A 21,669-nucleotide genomic window follows, 5' to 3' on the forward strand; every position below is an offset into this window, starting at 1 on the left:
TATTATGAAAAAGATACTTACCATACTATCCATTTCTCTTCTTATCATTTCATGTGGACAAAATAGTGCCAAGTCAATCGATAAAGTCATAGAAGGAGGTGATTTGGCTGCAATTAGAGCTAAAAGAACAGAAGTTGTAGCAGAACAACAAGCCGTTGCTGATAAATTAAAGCAACTGGATGAAGCTATCTCTGCTTTGGATTCTGTAAAAAAACTTCCGCTGGTTACTACAATTATGGCAAAGGACACTTTGTTTAACCACTATCTAGAATTACAGGGAAATGTAGAAACTAAAAAAAATATTGTACTCTATCCTGAGATGAGTGGTATCCTTACACGAGTTTATGTTAAAAAAGGACAAAAAGTATCCAGAGGACAGATATTAGCCAGAATTGATGATGGTGGATTAAGTCAACAATTATCGCAAATAGAAGTACAAACACAATTGGCAAAAACTACTTTTGATCGTCAAAAAAGACTTTGGGATCAGAAAATTGGCTCAGAAATACAATATTTGGAAGCTAAGACTAATTATGAGGCACAGCAAAATGCTGTAAATCAAATCAAACGTCAATTGGCAAAAACAACAGTTAACGCTCCTTTTTCTGGAGTTATTGATGACGTTATCACTGAACAAGGAAGTGTTGCTGTTCCAGGACAAACAGCATTAATTCGTATCGTCAACCTTGATGATATGTATATCGAAACCGAAGTTCCTGAACGTTATATCCCCAATATTACTAAAGGTAAAAATGTAGAAGTATATTTCCCGGTTCTAGGAAAAACGATTACTACAAAAATCCGTCAGGTGGGTAATTATATTAACCCAAACAACCGTTCTTTTATGGTAGAAGTGGGTATTCCTTCAAACGGAGGAACTGTTAAACCTAACCTTACAGCCAAAGTAAAAATCAATGATTATACAAATGAAAAAGCCATATTGATACCACAAAGTATTATTTCTGAAAATGCAGAAGGAGATCAATATACGTATGTTACTTCTGGAAAAGATGCACAAAACATAGCACAAGCCAGAAGAGTAATCATAAAGACCGGAAAAACACAAGGAGACCTAATAGAAATTATAGAAGGTATTAATAATGGAGACGCTATTATTAGTGAAGGTGCCAGAAGTGTTAAAGACGGTCAAAAAGTTAAAATTTTAAACTAACATACACTATGGAAGTTAATAAGAAAAAGGTAGATAAAGAATTTGGGTTAGCGTCTTGGGCGATAAACAATCCTACTACCATATATGTAATGATCGGTATATTCCTGGTCTTAGGGCTTTCGGCATATTTCTCTATGCCAAGAGAGAACTTTCCTGAGATCAACGAAACCAAGATTTATGTTAGTATCCCTTATCCCGGAAACACAGCAGAAGATATAGAACGATTAATCATCGACCCTCTTGAGGACAAGTTAAAAAATGTAAGTAATGTTGTAGAAATTCTTTCTACTTCTCAGGAAGATTATGGGATTATCACTATAGAATTTGAAGAAGAACTTACAGTTGCAGAAGCCAAACAAAAGGTTAAAGATGAAGTAGATTCTGAAAAAGCAAACGAAGACTGGCCTACTTTTAATGGAGCCAAGGTAGAACCTAATGTTTTTGATTTGAGTATCTCTGAAGAGACTCCAATTATGAACATTAATATTGCTGGTGATTACCCTGTTGAAAAACTGAAAGAATATGCAGAATATCTTGAAGATGAAATTGAAGATCTAAAAGAGATTAAAAAAGCTGAAATTCGTGGAGCACAGGAAAAAGAAGTAGAAGTCGCTGTAGATATCTATAAAATGATGGCTGCAAAGGTGAGCTTTGACGATGTTATTAATACCATTCGTAATGGTAACATGACCGTTTCTGCAGGAAATATGATTAGTAGCGGGCAACGTCGTACCATACGAATACTTGGAGAAATAGATCAACCCAAACAACTAGATGGTTTTGTTGTAAAGTCTCAAGATGGGGCTGTTTATCTAAGAGATATTGCTACAGTAAACTTTAAAGAAGAAGATAAAACTACATATGCCAGAGAATTTGGACACAGTGTCGTGATGTTGGATGTTATGAAACGTTCTGGAAAAAACATGATCGAAGCTGTAGAAAAGATCAAAGTTATTATTGCTGATGCAGAAGAAAATATATTCCCACAGGATCTTGATATTACTGTGGCAAATGATCAATCAGAAAAAACAAATAACCAGGTAAGTGATTTGGTAAACAATATCATCTTTGGTATTGTCTTAGTTGTTGGTGTTTTGATGTTCTTTTTAGGCTTTAGAAATGCACTCTTTGTTGGATTTGCTATCCCAATGTCGATGTTTATGTCCTTTATGATTTTATCTCTTTTGGGGTATACTATGAACACCATGATCTTATTTGCCTTAATTATGGGATTAGGAATGTTGGTGGATAATGGTATTGTAGTTGTTGAGAACGTATATCGATTAATGGAGGAAGAAGGCATGTCTCGTATAGAAGCTGCAAAAAAAGGAATTGGCGAAATTGCCTTTCCTATTATCATTTCTACAGCTACTACCGTAGCTGCATTTATACCTCTGGGGATGTGGCCTGGTGTAATGGGACAATTTATGATCTATTTCCCAATTACACTTTCTGTAGTACTGGGGTCATCACTTTTTGTTGCCATTTTTATCAACTCAATGTTGGTTTCTCAATTTATGGAAATCGGAGAAAAGAAACTTACTCTTAAACAACTGATTCGTTTAAGTATTATTTTAGGAGGATTAGGTATTTTTATTTTGGTCGTTGGTGGACCTGTACGTGGCTTAGGAAGTTTAATGATTTTTACTGCCATTATGTTTTGGATATATCGATATGTATTGAAAGGTGCTGCTAATTTCTTTCAACAAAGAATATTAGCGTGGCTAGAAAATAGATATCAACGTTTTTTAACTTTTGCCTTAAAAGGCTGGAGAGCATACACCTTCACCATTGGTACTTTTCTATTACTATTTGTGGTATTTGCCATGTTTGGGGCTTCTGTAGGTAGTCAACGTACCAAATTTGAATTTTTTCCAGATAACAAACCTAATCAAATTGTGGTTTATGTCGAATATCCTCAAGGAACCGATATCGATAAAACGAATGCGATCACCAAAGAAATAGAACAACGAGTATATGCTGTTGTAAACGATTCAGAATATATTGATAAAGGCGATGACTTTAATTTTCTTGTCGAATCTGCAGTTTCTCAAGTTGGCGAAGGTGCAGGAAATCCACAGACTGATGGGGGAAGTAGTGCAGAAATGCCGCATCGTTCTAAAATTACCGCTACCATGCGCGAGTATAAATATCGAAAAGGGAAAGATTCTGAGGTGTTGCGTCAAAAAGTACAAGAAACTCTTAAAGGAATTTATCCTGGTATAGCGATTTCTGTAGAAAAAGATCCAGTTGGCCCACCCGCTGGATACCCTATAAATATAGAAATCGAAGGGCCCGATTATAATGAGTTGATTAATATTGCAGAACAAATGCGAAACTTCATCAACGAAAAAAATATTCCTGGTATTGAAGAACTCAAAATTGATGTAAATAAAGGGAAACCTGCCATGCAAGTGGTAGTTGATCGTGAAAAAGCCGGAGAATTAGGCGTTGCAGCTGGACAAGTTGGAAATCAGTTACGTCGTTCTATTTTTGGAGAAAAAGCGGGAGTTTATAAAAAAGATGGTGAAGATTATGATATCTATGTTCGTTTTAACGAAGAAAACAGATATAATACGAGTGCTCTTTTTAACCAAAACATCACTTTTAGAGATCAAGCAACTGGACGACTAAAAGAAATCCCTGTTTCGGCAGTGGCATCGCAAAAAAACACTTCTTCTTTTAGTGCTATAAAACATAGAGATACCAAAAGAGTAGTTACTGTATATTCTGGTTTAGAACCAGGTTTTGTAGACGCAGCGGCCATTGTTTCACAAATTCAAACAGAAATGGCTAGTTTTCCTAAACTTCCAAGAGGTGTAGACATTGATTATACTGGTCAAATTGAAGAGCAAGATAAACAAATGAAATTCTTAATGGGCGCTTTCTTTTCAGGATTAGGTCTTATTATGTTAATTTTAATTTTTCAGTTTAGTTCGGTTTCTAAACCTACTATTATTATGATTGCCATCTTCTTGAGTTTTATAGGAGTATTTGGTGGTATTTTGATTACCGGTGCCTCTTTTGTAATCATGATGACCATGATGGGTATTATATCCCTTGCTGGAATCGTTGTAAATAACGGGGTAGTACTACTCGATTACACACAACTCCTGATTGATCGTAAGAAAGTAGAACTTAATGTTCCTGAAAAAGATCTATTACCAAATGATGAAGTGATGAAACTTATTATTAAAGGAGGAAGAGCACGTTTAAGACCTGTACTACTAACTGCAATTACTACCGTATTAGGGTTAATCCCGTTAGCTATTGGGTTTAATTTAGACTTTTTCTCGTTATTCAGTACTGGAGATCCTAAAATATATTTAGGTGGTGATAATGTAATCTTCTGGGGTCCATTGGCATGGACCGTCATCTATGGATTGATTATAGCTACCTTCTTAACCTTAATTATTGTACCATGTTTATTCTTTATCGTGAACAGAGTCAAAGTAAGGTTCAGTAAAAAAAACGTTGTAGAAGTACCCGTAACTCCTGCGACAGTTTAGTGTTATGTAAAATTGATTAGAAAAACGTCGTACAATGTGTACGGCGTTTTTTGTTTACTACCTTTCTATAGATACAATTATTCTTTCTTTTGAATATATTAATAATCACAAATAAAATCTAAATTTTTCTGTGTTGATCATATTAACTCTACCTTTAATATAATAGTATTAACCATTTAAATATTACATAATGAAGAAAAAGAAATTCTCAGGATTGAATTTGGATAAACAAACTATTTCTAAATTCCAAAGCCTCGCAATTAAAGGAGGAACTCAAGGCACTTTATTTTGTCCCACTATTACTCCACCATATTCAGGAGGAACATGCGGTGTTAGTGAATGTGATTGTGAATAGTTTATAAAAAAAGGAGATCTTAAATTTAGATCTCCTTTTTTTATACTCGACAATATATCAGTAATTATTTAATAATCTTTGCCGTTATCGAAAGTTTTGCAGGTTCTAATAAATCATCAACACTTTGATGATTTCGTATTCTGGAATAAAAAACTGCAGTGCTTTTATATGTGCCTTCTGTATAAACTCTAGAATCAATAGTTACATCGATATCTGCATTTTCTCCTGGATTCAATGCTATTGGTGGTAAAACTCTACGTGCAAGAATAACTCTTCCTACTCTAGGGTCGGTCATAGGCTCATCGTTTTCATAAGTTGTACTCCTTTGAAAAACAATAGGATGATTTCCTTGATTAATCCATTTTGTAACACCTCTAAAAGTTTCAGGCGGAATACTACCTTCTGCAACGTCTGGAACAGTAATAGGTGTAGTTTCAATCCTAACAGGATTAATTACATCTACAATTATTTGGGTTGTTTTAAAGTCGTTATCATTTCTAACTAATAATATGAAACTTTTTGGGTATTCAAAATCAATACTTGTATCTGTAGTTGGAAATTCAGTAGTTATATCCTCTGGTAGTGTAGATGAATCTTGTGTATAATATAAATTTGGACCATCATATGTAATGGTCGGCACTAAATTTGTAAAATCGGTTCCTAACGGAACAAAAACGTACAAAATATCTCTACCAGATTCTTCTATAGTTCTCGAAACTGTAATGTCATTTGAAAGATCGGGATTTTTACTTTTCTCAAAGACAAAGCCTGTGATTTTTAGCGTTGCAGGAATAACGGGGTCTTCTTTTACAATACTTACATTATAATGTAGTAACTCTTCTTTATCACCTATAGCATTATAGATTGTAAATACATGCACTTTTTGATCTTCAAAAGACAACCGCACATCATTTCCTGGTGAGATACTAAACTTACTTAAATTAAGTTCTTCTGATGTGATGGAAACACTTATACCTTCTAAAGAAAGTATTGAACTAGCCAAGGTAATCTTAATTTCTCCAGGGTTCACTTCTTTATTGTCAACAATTTCTGGATCTACAATATCTATGGAGACGGGTTCTATTCCGAATAATGGAAAACCTGAAAGTTTAGCTTCTTCAAGATTAATCTCTGATTCTGGTGGCGGTGTAGAATCATCATCGCTAGAATTACAATTCATCATTAAAAAAATAGAAAATATTACACCTCCTATATTCAACAATTTAATATTATTTCTCATTACTTCTTTTTAAAAATTACGAGTAAATCTATCAAGTTGCTAAAGCATTTCTAAATTAATATGGTATTGTATATCATTTATATGGTGAATGCTCTAAAACAATAGGTAAATCCATTTTTTTTGCAATTATTCTTTTATATCAAAAGTTATAGTATAACATGCTCCAGGATTCGAAAAAATTTCGACAGTTCCATTAATCTGCTTGGTTAACCCTTGTATAAGTTGCATCCCCAAAGACTTGCTATCTTCTATTTTAAAATCTTTTGGAAAACCAACACCTGTATCTTGTATTTTAAGCATACATGTATCATGATTTTTAGAAGCTTCTATATTAATTCGCCCGCTAGTATCTTCTTGAAATGCATATTTGATACTATTGGCTATAATTTCATTCACAATCAAACCGCAAGGAACCAAATAATCCATATCAAGATTAATATTATCTATAGCTGTTGTTATTGTTATATTTTGCTCTGGAAGATCATAACTGGTATTAAAGTATGTAAGTAAGTTATCCAGATAGGTTTGTAAATTAATCAACGACAAATCACTGGATTTATATAATCTTTCATGAATAATAGCCATTGCTTGTATTTTATCCTGAATTTCTTGTAAAATCTCAAAAGAGCTCTTGTGATCTCCAAATTTATGCTGAAGCCTTAATAAGCTAGATACGATCTGTAAATTATTTTTCACCCTATGATGTACTTCTTTTAATAATATTTCGCGATCTTTTAAGGTTTGAGAGATTTGTTTATTCTTTTTTGCAAGAACTTTATTCGTCTTTTGTTTATTCTTATACGCATAGAATAGTGTTAATACTATTATTGTTAATGCAACTAGTCCTGTTATTAATATAATTTGAGTTGTACGCTGATTCTTGTTTTCTAATTCCTTTATTTGATTTTCATTAGTTAGTAACAGCACTTCTTTCTCTTTGTTTTCTAAATCAAATTTTGCCTGTACTTCTTTTAATTGTTTATCTTTTTCTTTAGTAAATAAAGAATCTTTAATCTCATTGTACTTTAATAGATATTCATAACTTTTCTGGTGTTCCTTTTTTCTATTTGCATATTCATGTAAAGCACCATACACTCTTGATAATTGAGGTAAAGCCCCTATTTTTTTCCCAACCGACAAAGCTTTATCATAATGTAATCCTGCAGTTCTAAGATCCCCGAGTTTTTCATAAATATTTGCTAGTGTTAAATATGCTAGCGTATTATCCTCAGAATACCCCGAATCCAAACGCATTTGCAAAGCTCTTTTAGAATGTATTAGCGCTTCTTCATATTTTTCTTCATCTATACTTATCTGTGACAAATTATTTAACGAACCTATCATTAGATCTAAATAATTTGTTTCCTCTGCAATTTTAAATGCTTCTGTCAACGTTTTTTTAGCTTTGTCAAAACGTTTTTGGCGCATATACATTTCACTTACATTGCCTAAAACATAAGCCCTATACTCCTGATTACCTGACTCATGAGATAACTCTAATGCTTTTTCATAATATATAGTTGCATTGTCATCATCTTTTAATCTACAAGAGTATAAAGTTCCAAGGTTATTGGTTATTGCTACGATAAGATTTTCCTCCTTACTTTTTTCATATATCTTAAGTGCCTTTAGATAATAATCAAGCGCTGTTTCATACTCTCCCATACGTATATGAACTACCCCTATATTTTGATAACACTTGCCAATCCCTAGTTCATATTTTAGCTTTTTTGAAACCTCTAATGCTTTAGTATAGTATAATAATGCGTTTTCATGATCAGATTTGTCATTGTAAAACTTCCCTAACCGTATATAAAAAAAACCTGTGTTTTTATTGTTTTCATTTTTTACCAGTTCTAATCCTTGCTTTGCATAATCAATAGCTCTGTCTACGCTTATTTTACTGTATTTATTGGTTAATTGTTTATATAATTCAATTTTTTCCTTTTTAGAAGCTACTGCCAATTTTTGCTCCAAACTATCGGTTTGCGCTGTAAGTGAAACATAAAAAAACAATAAAAACAGGCAACCATACTGCCTTAAAAAATGTATTATTTTCTTCATTTTATATAATATCTAATCGCTCTATCAATTGACTTTTATATGCTTTGCTTATTGGTATATTTTTATCTCCAATAAAAACAAACCTATTTTCTATTTTATCGATTTTATCCAATGCAATAAGATAAGATCTATGAATCCTCAAAAATCTATCTTGCGGCACTTTTTCATAGAACTCTTTCAAAAACATATTAACTACAATCTTTTTTTCTTTTGTAATAACTTGAGAATAGTTATCCATAGCTTCAACCCACAAAATTTCACTTATCTTAACGCTTATCAACTGAGATTTATCTTTTACAAATAAAGTGTCTGATACTTTGGCACCGAATGTAACAGCTTTGGAAGTCTTGTTTTCTAACTGCTTTTGTAATGCTATTTGTATTGCAAAGGACAATTCTTTTATATTAAAAGGTTTTAATAAAAACCCAAAAGGTTTAGATTGTAATGCTTCTTTAAAGGTACTGTTATCTCCATAAGCGGTAAGAAAAACAATTGGAATTTTATACCTTTTGTAGATCTCTTCTGCTGCTACAATACCGTTTTTGTCTCCCGAAATATTAATATCCATGACCACAATATCAGGTATTGCCTCTTCTGTATATTTTATCGCTTCGTTATAACTGCCAGCAATCCCTATAATAACATATCCTAGTTTTTCTAAACTAATTTTAATATCCAATGCAATGGAAAACTCATCCTCGACTATTAATACTTTTTTATTGTTTACCATAAACACCTTATTAACTTTGAGCACAAAGCTATTTAAATACCAACCTGTAATTATTAAAAAAATATTAATGTTTACAGGTTGGTAAAATCGATTATAAACTTATTATAATCAATCAAACTTAGGTTTAACTTGGGGAATCATTCTTGGTATATCTCATATATTCATATCAAAGAGATGAAACCATAAAGTTTAATCTCTTTGATACTTCCTATTTATAACTTTTATTAGTACATTCTTTAATTGATTAGTCTCTAAATTACAGCAGCTACTAAACTACCTAGGTACAATTGTTGTTTTAATATTAAACACTACAGTATTGAATATGTCTTCTATTGGATTTAGATCATCAATGATATCGTTAATTCTTGCCCGATTTACATCATATTTAGGAGAAAATATAATATCCACATCATAATCTCCAATTGCCGCTCCATCTGTATTAACACTAATATTCATCTTTCCTTGTTCTCCTGGCATTATACGAGATCCTTGTAAAGGGTCTCTTACTCCTAAAAAAGCAGTATATATATTTCCTATACCGTCTGCCGTGTTATCTATATAGTCACTTGCCTGAAGATTTATCTCTATTGGATGATTGCCTCTATTTCTATAATCAAAAACCTCAGCGCTGGTATCAAATCGTATGATTCCTCTATCTTGTTCCAAATTCGTTGTCAATATCGAACCTTGTCGTAATTCGATTGGGTTTTCTACATCTACAATTACCCGATATATCTTCTGAGACTCTGAATTTTTGACTAATAGTCTAAACTCATTTCTATCTTCAAATCTTCCAATGTCGTAGTCACTAGTAAAATTAATCCTCAGATCTGCTTCTGGATATGTAATGAAATCTCCATCTCCTTGTTTATGCTGCAATTCTTCTCCTTCAAAATCTACAGTAGGAACCAGATCTGTTAAATCTGTTCCAATCGGAACTAAGATAAATATTGCGTTACCACTTGTACTGCCAGGGTATTCTATTATCTTCTTTGTTTCAATATCTGAAGGCAAATCTGGGTTTTTACTTTTTTCGAATTTAAAACCCGTAATCTTTAACTGATCTTCAATTGGGGCATCTTCTTTTATTACAGAAACCAGATAATGAATACTTTTCTCTGGATCTTGCAGTGAGGTAATCGTATAGGTAATAGAACTTCCTAATGAATAGGATTGTACTAATCCAACTGCAGGAGATATTTCAAACTTAGATTCATCAAAATTAACTGAAGCTAGACTAAAACTAAGATTATTAGAAGTTGCTGGAACTGTAACAATAATCTCACCTGAAGTCTTTTCTTTTCCATCTACAATTTCTGGTTGTCGTATTTCTATATTGGTATATTCGACCTCAGTAAACTTAAAATCATTTAGGTTTGCTTCTGTTAAATCTATTTCTACTGGGTTATTCAGTTCAGAATCCTGATTATCATCATCAGAACTACACCCAATACATAGACTAATTAATAAAAATGCGCCTGCTTTACATATACTATTCATGATATTATATTATTTTATCTGCACAAACTTATCTTCTACAAAAACATAGGCAAAATCAATATGGTAAATCGTATAGTTTTCTTGGTGAATGATCAAAAAGAAGAGGTGGTTAATTTTAGCAGTTAAATATCAGAGTGATTAAAAAAATAAAACAGTATACTTTATAGAAATTTAATTTATTAACGAAGGAAAACATAATATCTAAAAAAAACGCCGCAAAATCTTGCGGCGTTTTATATATTCTACTAAACAAACAATTATATACTATCTATTTTCATTTGCCGGAGTAGGAAATCTATCAAAAATTGCGTCACCTGGTCGATCAATAGAACCTGCTAAATCACTGTTTAATCTACCAAATCGTCTTAAATCAATCCATCTATGCCCACCTTCTGCATACAAAGAATATCTTCGTTGCTTTAAGATTTCAGTTACCAATTCTGCTGGTGTTGTGCCACCAGTATATCCAGATAATCCTGCAGCAGTTCTAATCACATCAATTGCGGCTACTGCTGCAGTAGGATTAGTGATATGATTCGCTTCTGCAGCTAATAAAATCAATTCTTCATTTCTGATAATGGGTACAGAAGAAGTATTACTAGTAAAAACAAACACATCATGAGTTGCATTTAAATCATCGGCTGAATTAGCAACTCCATCTGGCCCAGCAACAGTAATTGGTTCATCTCTAAGAACCACTTTATTTAAACGCGTATCTCCAGCATCTGCATCATTAATAAATGTTGGGTGTGCTAACCTTACATTAGATAAGGAGCTATTTAATGCAAAAAATAATGGATTAGCAATATCTGCTCCATCTAGTGAAAATGTAAAATAAGCACCTGTTGAAAGATCCCCACTCATATTCATAAAAGAATTTCCAAGAAGCGTCAGTACCGAAGCATAATTTCCGCGATAGGCTTCTACCCTTGCTGCTAGAGCATTATTAAATTCTAAGATGCTTACATCAGAAAAACCAGATGGAAGAGAAAAAGGTAAGTCACTCCCAGCATTAGATAAATCGGTTGCCGCATCGGCTAGCAGATTAAAAATAGCTGTCAAAGAGTCATCATAACTTAAGAAAGGACCTAAGTTTTGAGGATCGGCAACATCGACTCGTATCCCATTTTCAAATTGTTGATTGAGCACCATTAACAATTCATGAGCTTTTATTGTATTGGCAAAACCTCGTATTCCTGCAACTTCCTCTGTCGTGAATGTTTCAGTCGTATTTGCTAGTCCTTCAAGTAATAAATTTACATCTTTAACCGTTGCATATCGAGCGGCATACGGGTTTGTTGTATAAAATGTATTATCGTCTAAGGTACCTGTCAATAAATCTGCTGTCCATCTGGGGTCAGAACTTGCTACACGCCAATATTCACGACCTGCAACGGCTTGACCATCTACTTGTGTTCCTAATCGAGAACGCATATCAGATAACACACCAAATATTGCATCTCTTAACTCTCCACGAGACAAATCACTAGAGATCGACTCTGTACTTGGGCCATTCAAATCTTTTCCATCTTCAACCTCGCAAGACACGAGTACCACCGAAGATAAAATAGTTATTAAAAATATCTTTATTATTTTCATTTTCTTTCTTTTTAATTAAAAATCAACTGCTAAGTGAAATAAATAACGTTTTGAGGTAGGAAATGGTGTAACTTCTACTCCAGTCGACAATCCATTAGACCCAAAATTCGAAACTTCTGGATCATAACTATTATAATCAAATACATTGATTAAGTTATTTCCTGAAAATCCTATTTTAAGGTTAGAAACATATTTTCCAAAAACCTTCTCACGTATCTTACTCGATAAGTTATAATATAAACCAATTTCTCTTAATCTAAGATATGAAGCATCTTCTACAAACGGGGTAGCATTTCCCGAACCAAAAGCTCCAATTCTAAAAGGTCCATTTGCTGTCACTCCTGCAGGATCTAGGTCAATATCATCAAAATCTGGACTAGTTCCTCCAAAATCACTTAATAGATTAGTTAAATTGATATTATCACCTCCTTGTTTCCAGTGCCATAAGAAAGATAAGGTAAAGTCCTTATAACTCAAGTTATTACTCCAGGTCATCTGAAAATCAGGAGCAGCATCTCCTAGTACCACTAAATTACCATTAGCATCATTTCCTACGATTTGCGTAGCACTTTTCCCTTCTTCAATTCTAAATGTTCCTAAACCTGCTCCAAATCCTCCAAGGTTAAATGCATCTACATCTAACTTAGTGATCTCTGATTCATTAGTAAAAAATATCAAATTCGTATTCCAATTAAACTTATCTCCTTCTAATACATCTGCATTTACACTAACTTCTACTCCTCTATTTTCTAAATTACCAGCATTAGAAAACTCTAAAGTAAATCCTGATGAAGGTTCTATGTTAGATCTTAAGATCAAATCATCCACTTTTTTATTATAATATGAAAACTCTAAGTTAATCCTGCTATCCAAGAAACTTGCATCAAAACCTACTTCTAATTCCTTTTGTCGTTCTGGAGAAATATCTGGATTCCCTAGTGCTAATGGGCTTACGGGAACAACAATACCAGCAATACCATCAATTAAAGTGTTTGTATAGGTAGTAAATAAAGCTCCATTAGGTGCAAAATTTCCTGCCTCACCATATGCAGCTCTAATTTTGAATTGATTAATAACAGGAATTTTCCAAAAATCAAACTTATGTAAGTTTACTGCAGCAGAAGCTTTCGGGTAATAAAAAATTTCATTAGCATCTCCATTATTACTTGATTTATCCCCTCTTACCCCAAGAGTACCAATAATTTTATCTTGATAATTTAATTCTTCCTGAACAAAAAATCCTTGATCTTCCTGTTCTTGTCTAAATTGATTTACACTAATATTTGCACCTTGATCCAGGTTGGTTTCAAAACCAATTAAATCTGTAGCAATATTACCTACGGTATTTCTATAAAATGTTTGTTTTGTTACACCAGCTTGAGTTCTAAAATTAAGACTATTACTTGTGGTATAATTATGTACTAAAAAAGCCGAATAGTTGGCGTCTTTATTTTCTGTTGTTCCCAATGCAGATACTCCATTAACACCTCCATTCCCTGGTTTTTGAAATTGTAGTAATTTTGGAAAAATAGTAGTCGTTATTAATTCATAATAATCAACTCCTCCTCCTAATGCAAGTTTTAAGTTAGACTTTTCTGCTTCATAAAGCTTAACATCTAGTGTAGCTCCCACTATAAACCTATTAATATCCTCTCTATTGGTAATCAAATCTCTAGTTTGTAGTGGATTTGAAGCAGCATCTGGGTTATCAGGGTAAATCCCTAACTCATTAGGAAACAACTGTGTCCACGGCTTTGTAAAAGTTGCCGATTGTCCTATAGTGGTAGTGGTGTTATCATTGTTAAAATATCCACGATCAGATTGAGAATCTATATAGTTACTAGATAAAGAAAGCTTTGCTCTATCTTCAAGAAAACTATGATTTAAATTTAAACGTATCGACTTTCTATTATATCCAGTATTTTTAACAATTCCATCTTCTTCATTATTAGAAAAACCTGCATAATATTGTGTATTCTCAGATCCTCCTGAAACATTTATACTGGTATTAGAAATAAATCCTTCTTCACCATAGATTTCTTCTTCATAATCCACAAGTGTACCACTGTCACGAGCTGCAGTAAATAAAGCTCCGTTGCCAGCGCCTGTCCCCTCAGCCGATGCTTCAGTAAAGTTTCTCTGTCCTCTTAATCTAATAATTGTATTAAATCCAAAATCCTGAGAAAAAGAAATTTTTGTCTTTCCTTGTTTTCCTTTTTTCGTAGTAATTATGATTACCCCTGCAGCAGCTCTAGCTCCATAAATTGCAGCAGCAGATGCTCCTTTAAGAATCTCTACACTTTCTATATCATCAGGGTTGATATCTGCAATCCTGTTTGATGGGTTATCCTGACTAGATGGGTTTCCACCACTCGCTGCTCCAGACACAGAATTTAAACCTGTTGCAGAAATGCTATTGTTATTTACATATACTCCATCAACAATATATAGTGGTTGAGAGTTACCATTAATAGAGGTTACCCCTCTAAGTTTAACAGCAATACCTCCCCCGGGAGCACCAGAACTTTTTGTAATTAATGCACCTGCGAATTTACCTGCCAATGCCCCGTCTAATGTTTGTGGTGGTGTCAACCCTGCCAAATCTTCCGCAGAAACAGACGAAACAGCATTAGCCGCATTACTTCTCTTAACCGAGGTTGCCAAACCTGTAACAATTACTTCTTCTAATGATTCTGTAGATTCACTAATCTGTATTGTGATTTCCCCAGCAGTTTCAACATCAACTACTTTTGTTCCAAATCCAAGAGCAAATACCTTTAGCCTTGTAGGCAAAGTTCCTACTGTAATAGAAAAATTACCATCAATATCACTGGCAGTACCATTATCGGTACCATTCTCCACAATATTAACAAAAGGCGCCCCTGCTCCGGTAGCTTCGATGACCACTTTACCTGTAATGGTCTCTTGAGCCAGCAGTATTGCTGGAGCAAAAATTAATAATAGCAAAATCTTCATTTTGCTAAAATGAGTTCGTTTTTTCATAATGATTTGTTTAAATGTTTTGTTAAATCTATTAAAAGAAATTGAAATAATAATGTTAAAACTAACAATTGTTCGCAAAAAAAGTCATAATAACGTATTGATTATGAGTTAAAACCATAAAAAAAGTACGGATAAACTATTAAGCTTAAATTGATTTTCTAACTCATGACAATCTATCAAATTGATGTATTTACAAACACAATTAACTGTTACAGATCATTTAAAACTATTCCTTGGTTAAATCATCAAAAACTATCAACTCTCTACTGTGCACTAATCCATAAATCTTCTTATTTTTGCAGCCTTAATATATAACTATGTACAGAAGTCATTCCTGCGGTGAATTACGCGCCTCAGATATCAATAAAGAAGTTACCTTATCTGGGTGGGTACAAAAAACCAGAGATAAAGGGTTTATGATATGGGTAGACCTTAGAGATCGCTATGGTATTACTCAACTGATTTTTGATGAAGAACGCACACCTGGAGCGGTTGTTGAAAAAGCCAAAACTTTAGGTAGAGAATTTGTTATTCAGATTAAAGGAACCGTTATAGAGCGTGAGTCTAAAAATAAAAATATCCAAACCGGAGAAATTGAAATTCTTGTCAATGAACTGACTGTGCTTAATGAAGCTATCGTTCCCCCGTTTACTATAGAAGATAAAACAGATGGTGGAGAAGATATAAGAATGAAATACCGATACCTGGATATACGACGTAATCCTGTAAAAAATAGTTTAGTATTTCGTCATCAGGTGGCTATGCAAGTAAGAAATTACTTATCACAAGAAGGATTTATTGAAGTAGAGACTCCATATTTGATTAAATCTACACCAGAAGGAGCACGTGATTTTGTAGTACCTTCTCGAATGAATGAAGGACAATTCTATGCTTTACCGCAATCTCCACAAACATTTAAGCAATTGCTTATGGTTGGAGGCATGGATAAATATTTTCAAATTGTAAAGTGCTTTAGAGACGAAGATCTAAGAGCAGACAGACAGCCTGAGTTTACACAAATAGATTGTGAAATGGCATTTGTAGAGCAAGAAGATATTCTAAATACCTTCGAAGGACTTACTCGCCATCTTATAGCTGAAATCAAAAATATTAGTATTGGAGATTTTCCTAGAATGACCTATAATGAGGCTATGCAAACGTATGGGAACGACAAACCAGATATTCGGTTCGGAATGAAGTTTGGAGAGCTTAACGAAGCGGCTCAGCATAAAGAATTTAAAGTATTTAATGATGCCGAGCTTGTCGTTGGTATTGCTGTTCCTGATGGAGCATCTTACACCAGAAAAGAAATAGATAAACTTATTGATTGGGTAAAACGACCTCAAGTAGGTGCATTAGGAATGGTCTATGTAAAATGCAACGAAGATGGTACATATAAATCTTCTGTGGATAAATTTTATGATCAGGATGATTTGGCCAAATGGGCAGAAATAACAAGAGCAAAAGCAGGAGATTTAATTTGTGTGCTTTCTGGTCAAACCAACAAAGTAAGAGCGCAATTAAGTGCACTTCGTATGGAACTTGCAGAACGTCTTGGATTAAGAAATCCAGAAGAATTTGCTCCTTTATGGGTTGTTGATTTTCCTTTATTAGAATGGGATGAAGAAACAGAACGTTATCACGCAATGCACCATCCATTTACCTCTCCAAAACCAGAAGATATTGATTTATTAGACACTAAACCTGGCGAGGTAAGAGCTAATGCATATGATCTTGTTTTAAACGGAAATGAAATTGGAGGAGGATCAATTCGTATCCACGATAAGGAAACACAAGCGTTGATGTTTGACCATTTAGGGTTTACGCCAGAAGAAGCAAAAGCTCAATTTGGATTTTTGATGGATGCTTTTCAATATGGAGCTCCGCCCCATGGAGGTATTGCTTTTGGACTTGATAGATTAGTCGCTATTTTAGGAGGTCAAGAAACTATTAGAGATTTTATAGCGTTCCCAAAAAACAATAGTGGTCGAGATATCATGATAGACGCACCATCAAATATTGATGACACCCAACTTAAAGAATTGAATATAAAACTTGATTTGTGATATACTACAAATCATATACTAACGTTTTAAAACTCTATTTATATAAAATCCCGCAACAAGCGGGATTTTTATTACCTTTAAACGAGAGTAATACTAATTTAATAGAATGTCGTGTTAAATGCGACATTCTAAATTAAAACTGGTATAAGATCAAATAAATATGCCGTCCCAAAAGAAGAAGACATTACTTTATAAGGTTCTTAAATGGCGTTATCGTCATATCTCTGATAAGACTTTTGTTCTTATTTTAAGTATCCTTGTTGGTTTTACAGCTGGTCTCGTTTCCTTATTACTAAAAAACATTACTCACTTAATTCAAGTTGTTCTCGAAAGTGATATTATCTCGTGGCAGACGTCCTTCTATTTTATTATTCCAATAATAGGTCTGTTGATCATTTACCTATTTACAAAATATGTTATCAAAAAAAACCCTAAGTCTGCAATACCTTTAATTCTATACTCTCTTTCCAAAAAGAAAGGAATTATAAAACCTATTCATGGATATTTGCCTCTTATTCTGGCTCCTATCACCGTTGGATTTGGAGGTTCGGTTGGGCTTTTGGGACCTGCAATTAGTTCTGGATCTGCATTGAGTTCGAGTTTTAGCACATTATTTCATGTTAATCAAAAGACAAGGGTTTTACTTATAGGATGTGCATCAGCCGGTGCCATATCTGCTGTATTCAAATCTCCTTTAGCGGGTCTAGTTTTTGCCGTAGAAGTATTTAGCCTCGATCTTACTTTAGTTTCATTATTACCTCTACTTTTTGCCTCTGTATCTGCTATAATTACTTCGTATTTCTTTTTAGGAGATGAAGTTTTATTTAGATTTGATGTAATAGAAAAATTTGATATTTATGATACTCCTTTCTATATTATATTAGGAATAGGTACTGCGTTTGCCTCGATATATTTCACCAAAATGTACTTTGGGATATTACACTTTTTCAATCGTTTTTCGAGAAAGATTCATAGATTATTAATAGGCGGGCTTGCCATTGGTATCATGTTATATTTTATTCCCCCTCTTTATGGAGAAGGTCTTGGTTTTATAAACGATTTATTAAATGGTAATCACTTAAAAGCCATTGGAAAAACTCCATTTGATTCACTAACTAGTAATATTTGGATTATTATTGCGCTATTGGCAGGTATAACTATTTTTAAAGCTGTTGCAATGACTGCTACTTTTGCTGCTGGAGGATCGGGAGGAATATTTATTCCAACAATGGTAATGGGCAGTGCCTTGGGGAATGTAGTTTCCAAAGTTATTAATAATCTGGGGATAGGTTTTCAGGTTTCTGAAGCAAATTTTACTTTATTAGGAATGGCAGGGCTTATTGCAGGGGTATTACATGCTCCCCTCACATCGATCTTTCTCATCGCAGAGATTACCTCGAGTTATGAGTTATTTGTTCCTCTTATGATTACAACTTCAATTTCATTTATAATTTCTAAAAATGGGATTGAACATAATATATACACCCGAGAACTGGCAGAACAAGGTCACCTCCTAACACATGACAAAGATCAAACGGTATTGACTCTCATGAATCTTGAAGATTGTATTGAGACCAATTTTATAACGGTAAAACCCAATTATACACTAAAACAGTTATTAAGTGAGGCTGTTGCAAAATCCAACCGAAATTTATTTCCAGTTACAGATGAATCTGATCATCTCATAGGTGTAGTATCATTAGATAACATTAGAGATATTATGTTTGACATTACTTTGTATCATAAAATTAATGTCGATACTCTTATGTCTCAAACTCCTGCCAATATAATATACGAAGAAGATAATGTAAAAAAGGTAATGCAAAAATTTCAGGATACCGGGGCGTGGAATCTTCCAGTTATTAAAGATGGTAAATATTTTGGTTTTATCTCAAAATCAAAACTTCTTACTGCATATCGTAGAAAGTTGATTAATTTTACACGATAATCAAATTAAAAATGAAATAAGCCTGTATAGTTTGATGGATTTTCATTCAAATATTTATTGGTTAGTTTTATGTAACTTCTAAAATCATATCACGAATACATGAAATATGTCATAGTCATACTTTTTATATCCGCTGTAATACTGATCTGTATTGGATATTACTTTAAAAATATCGGAGATCATCTCATGGGAGATAAGCTAGTAGGAATAGGTATACTAGCTTCTTCTTTTATTTTGATGCCAATTTTTATATATCACAGGTGGAAAAACAAGAAGGTAAAGGATTACATGCTTACTGAAGAAAACCTAAGAAAAATGCGGGATTACGAGAAAAAAAAGGAGGATTTGAAGTAACGAAATTCGAAAATATTCACATTTTCATAACAATTCGTAAAAAATTTAAAACTACCTTTAATATTCAACTACTTATTATTTTATTACAATGGAAGGAACAGTAAAATTTTTTAATGAATCAAAAGGTTACGGATTTATTACCAACGACGAAACAGGAAAGGACATTTTTGTTCACGCTTCAGGAATTGATGGAGAAGCCTTAAATGAAGGTGACAAAGTAGAGTATCAGGAAGAAGAGGGAAGAAAGGGGCTCACCGCTGCAAATGTCCGTATAATTCATTAAAACGAACATTAAAACTTCTAAGTTTTAAAAGCACTACATCGGTAGTGCTTTTTTATTGCATCAAAACTTAGTTTCCTATGTATTTTGTTTGAAACTAAAAAAATTTAAACCAATCAACTACTAATATTTTAATAGTTGATGAGGAAGAACCAAAGAAACCTTTGTCCCTCTTTCTCCATAAATACTCATATCCTCTATTTCGATATATGATTCGGTTTTAAACTCTTTAGAAAGCATCGCCAAACGTTCTTTTGTTATTATTGTAGCTAATGATTTTTTCTTATCATTCTTTATTTTATTATGATCAACCCCTACTCCATTATCTTTGATGACACACAATAGTTTATTCTCTTTAAAAGAGATGTTTATTTCAATTTTCTTATCATCATCATGCTTTTGAAAACCATGTTCAATAGCATTTTCAACAAAAGGTTGGATCATCATAGTCGGAACCAAAAATTCATCTGCCTGCACATTATCATCTACCTTAATAGAATAATCAAATATATGATCAGCAGCCAAATTCTGTATGTCAATGTAATGTTCTATTGTATTTAATTCTTTATCTAACATAACAAGATTATTCCTCGAGTTCTCCAGATTTCCCCTAAGTAGTTTAGAGAACTTAGAGAGATAAGCAACTCCTTTAGCTTTTTCATCATTCAAAATCATACCTTGTAATACTGCGAGAGAATTAAATATGAAATGCGGTGTCATCTGAGATCTCAACAATTTTTGTTCTATTAGTATATTTTCATGTGCTGATTTTATATTTCTATACTTATATAAAAATGTCAAAAAAAGTAACCCGAGAATAACAATAACTACAATTATAATACCCCACAAAATTTGCTGATATGTTCTTTCTAATTTAGAATCTGTTAATTTAACCTTGTTTTGAAGTGATTTCTCTCTTACATCGGCTGTTTCTGCTTCTTTTATATTCTCATTCAGTTTTTTATTAAACATTAACTCCTCAACCATTTTTACAGAATCCAAATACACACTTGCTTCATCAAAAGAATTCGTATGTTTATAGTACTCATAATAGTTATCTAATCTATTTTTAATTAAGCGAAGAGGTGTATCTTTTGTCTCGAATCTAGCTGAGGAATCCAAATATATTTTAGCTGTTTCAAATTCTCTTTTATTTAAAAAAAGGTTTGCCATATTCGAATAGACAAGAGTTACTCCTGCTGAATCCTTATCTTTTTTATTCTCTTTTAATGATTCATTAAACCCTTTTAAAGCATTTTCATAATTACCTGTTCGCATTAAAATAAGGGCATAATTATGACGATATAAATTTAGTTTTACAAATTTATCACTCTTAATTCTATTATAAATATCTAATGCTTTATCATATTCATCATTTTGGAAATAAAGCATACCCCATTTAAAACAAAGTAGTTCCAACTGTATAGAATCCTGTGGTCTAAACACATTGCTAACTTTTTCACAAAACTCTATACCTTCCTTTATTTTATTTAAATCAATTAAGTTTTCTGCTTTTAGATTAATCGCTTTCATTAGATTAAGACTATCGTCTGTACTCAACGATTTTTGAATCATCTTGTCAGAAATAAGCAAGCCATTAGAATAATTCCCCAAACGTCCATAAGATTTTCCTAAATAAAATAACTCAGAAGCCAGAAGTTCTTCTTTCTCTCCTTTCTTAGTTAATATATTGACCAATTCCTCATATCTATCAGCATCAAATAACGAATCCAGGTTACTTTGACCATACGATATTAAAAAATTAATGAAACAGAAGAAAAAGGATATTTTTTTCAATTAATATGTATTTACTTTTTGTTTTTATATGAAGTATAATGATTTCCTATTCA

14 protein-coding genes are annotated in these 21,669 nt (G+C 32.9%); 7 read left to right on the forward strand and 7 right to left on the reverse strand.

Annotated features, from left to right (window positions below; genetic code table 11):
* Nucleotides 1-4 precede the first annotated feature (4 nt).
* From DK442_RS10205 to DK442_RS28175, 3 genes are all read left to right on the forward strand, one after another.
* Nucleotides 5-1,171 carry an efflux RND transporter periplasmic adaptor subunit gene (locus DK442_RS10205; RefSeq protein WP_109435760.1) on the forward strand — a complete coding sequence of 389 codons (1,167 nt, stop codon included), beginning with the start codon at nucleotides 5-7 and terminating at the stop codon, nucleotides 1,169-1,171.
* A gap of 8 nt (nucleotides 1,172-1,179) precedes the next feature.
* Nucleotides 1,180-4,680 (forward strand): efflux RND transporter permease subunit, encoded by a 3,501-nt coding sequence (locus DK442_RS10210; protein WP_109435761.1) that lies wholly within the window; start codon nucleotides 1,180-1,182, stop codon nucleotides 4,678-4,680.
* Between the two features lie 190 nt (nucleotides 4,681-4,870).
* Complete coding sequence (locus DK442_RS28175) at nucleotides 4,871-5,035, forward strand: hypothetical protein (protein WP_160114115.1); 165 nt, start codon at nucleotides 4,871-4,873, stop codon at nucleotides 5,033-5,035.
* 64 nt (nucleotides 5,036-5,099) lie between these two features.
* Here the strand turns inward: DK442_RS28175 and DK442_RS10215 are convergent, their stop codons facing one another.
* The 6 genes from DK442_RS10215 to DK442_RS10240 form a co-directional block, all read right to left on the reverse strand.
* Nucleotides 5,100-6,275 (reverse strand): hypothetical protein, encoded by a 1,176-nt coding sequence (locus tag DK442_RS10215; RefSeq protein WP_109435762.1) that lies wholly within the window; start codon nucleotides 6,273-6,275, stop codon nucleotides 5,100-5,102.
* 126 nt (nucleotides 6,276-6,401) lie between these two features.
* Complete coding sequence (locus tag DK442_RS10220; RefSeq protein WP_109435763.1) at nucleotides 6,402-8,339, reverse strand: tetratricopeptide repeat protein; 1,938 nt, start codon at nucleotides 8,337-8,339, stop codon at nucleotides 6,402-6,404.
* Between the two features lies 1 nt (nucleotide 8,340).
* Nucleotides 8,341-9,069, reverse strand: a complete 729-nt coding sequence (locus tag DK442_RS10225; RefSeq protein WP_109435764.1) for a LytTR family DNA-binding domain-containing protein — start codon at nucleotides 9,067-9,069, stop codon at nucleotides 8,341-8,343.
* A gap of 273 nt (nucleotides 9,070-9,342) precedes the next feature.
* Nucleotides 9,343-10,569 carry a hypothetical protein gene (locus tag DK442_RS10230; RefSeq protein ID WP_109435765.1) on the reverse strand — a complete coding sequence of 409 codons (1,227 nt, stop codon included), beginning with the start codon at nucleotides 10,567-10,569 and terminating at the stop codon, nucleotides 9,343-9,345.
* A 264-nt stretch (nucleotides 10,570-10,833) separates the two neighbouring features.
* Entirely contained in the window at nucleotides 10,834-12,168 is a 1,335-nt protein-coding gene (locus tag DK442_RS10235) for a RagB/SusD family nutrient uptake outer membrane protein (protein ID WP_109435766.1), read from the reverse strand.
* A gap of 15 nt (nucleotides 12,169-12,183) precedes the next feature.
* Complete coding sequence (locus tag DK442_RS10240; protein WP_109435767.1) at nucleotides 12,184-15,171, reverse strand: SusC/RagA family TonB-linked outer membrane protein; 2,988 nt, start codon at nucleotides 15,169-15,171, stop codon at nucleotides 12,184-12,186.
* A 317-nt stretch (nucleotides 15,172-15,488) separates the two neighbouring features.
* Between DK442_RS10240 and aspS the strand changes: the two genes are divergently transcribed.
* The 4 genes from aspS to DK442_RS10260 all read left to right on the forward strand — a co-directional run bounded on the left by aspS (nucleotide 15,489) and on the right by DK442_RS10260 (nucleotide 19,822).
* The gene (gene aspS / locus DK442_RS10245; protein WP_109435768.1) at nucleotides 15,489-17,237 is read left to right on the forward strand and encodes an aspartate--tRNA ligase; all 1,749 of its coding nucleotides are present in this window, start codon (nucleotides 15,489-15,491) and stop codon (nucleotides 17,235-17,237) included.
* Between the two features lie 160 nt (nucleotides 17,238-17,397).
* A complete protein-coding gene (locus DK442_RS10250; RefSeq protein WP_109435769.1) occupies nucleotides 17,398-19,185 on the forward strand; it encodes a chloride channel protein in 1,788 nt (595 codons plus the stop codon).
* Between the two features lie 99 nt (nucleotides 19,186-19,284).
* On the forward strand, nucleotides 19,285-19,539 hold the full coding sequence (locus DK442_RS10255) for a hypothetical protein (protein ID WP_109435770.1): 255 nt from the start codon (nucleotides 19,285-19,287) through the stop codon (nucleotides 19,537-19,539).
* A gap of 88 nt (nucleotides 19,540-19,627) precedes the next feature.
* Entirely contained in the window at nucleotides 19,628-19,822 is a 195-nt protein-coding gene (locus DK442_RS10260; RefSeq protein WP_109435771.1) for a cold-shock protein, read from the forward strand.
* Nucleotides 19,823-19,942: 120 nt separating this feature from the next.
* Here the strand turns inward: DK442_RS10260 and DK442_RS10265 are convergent, their stop codons facing one another.
* On the reverse strand, nucleotides 19,943-21,616 hold the full coding sequence (locus DK442_RS10265) for a histidine kinase (RefSeq protein WP_160114116.1): 1,674 nt from the start codon (nucleotides 21,614-21,616) through the stop codon (nucleotides 19,943-19,945).
* Between the last annotated feature and the right edge of the window lie 53 nt (nucleotides 21,617-21,669).

Origin of the sequence: Aquimarina sp. AU119, assembly GCF_900312735.1 — a bacterium.
Classification (GTDB): Bacteria; Bacteroidota; Bacteroidia; order Flavobacteriales; family Flavobacteriaceae; genus Aquimarina; species Aquimarina algiphila.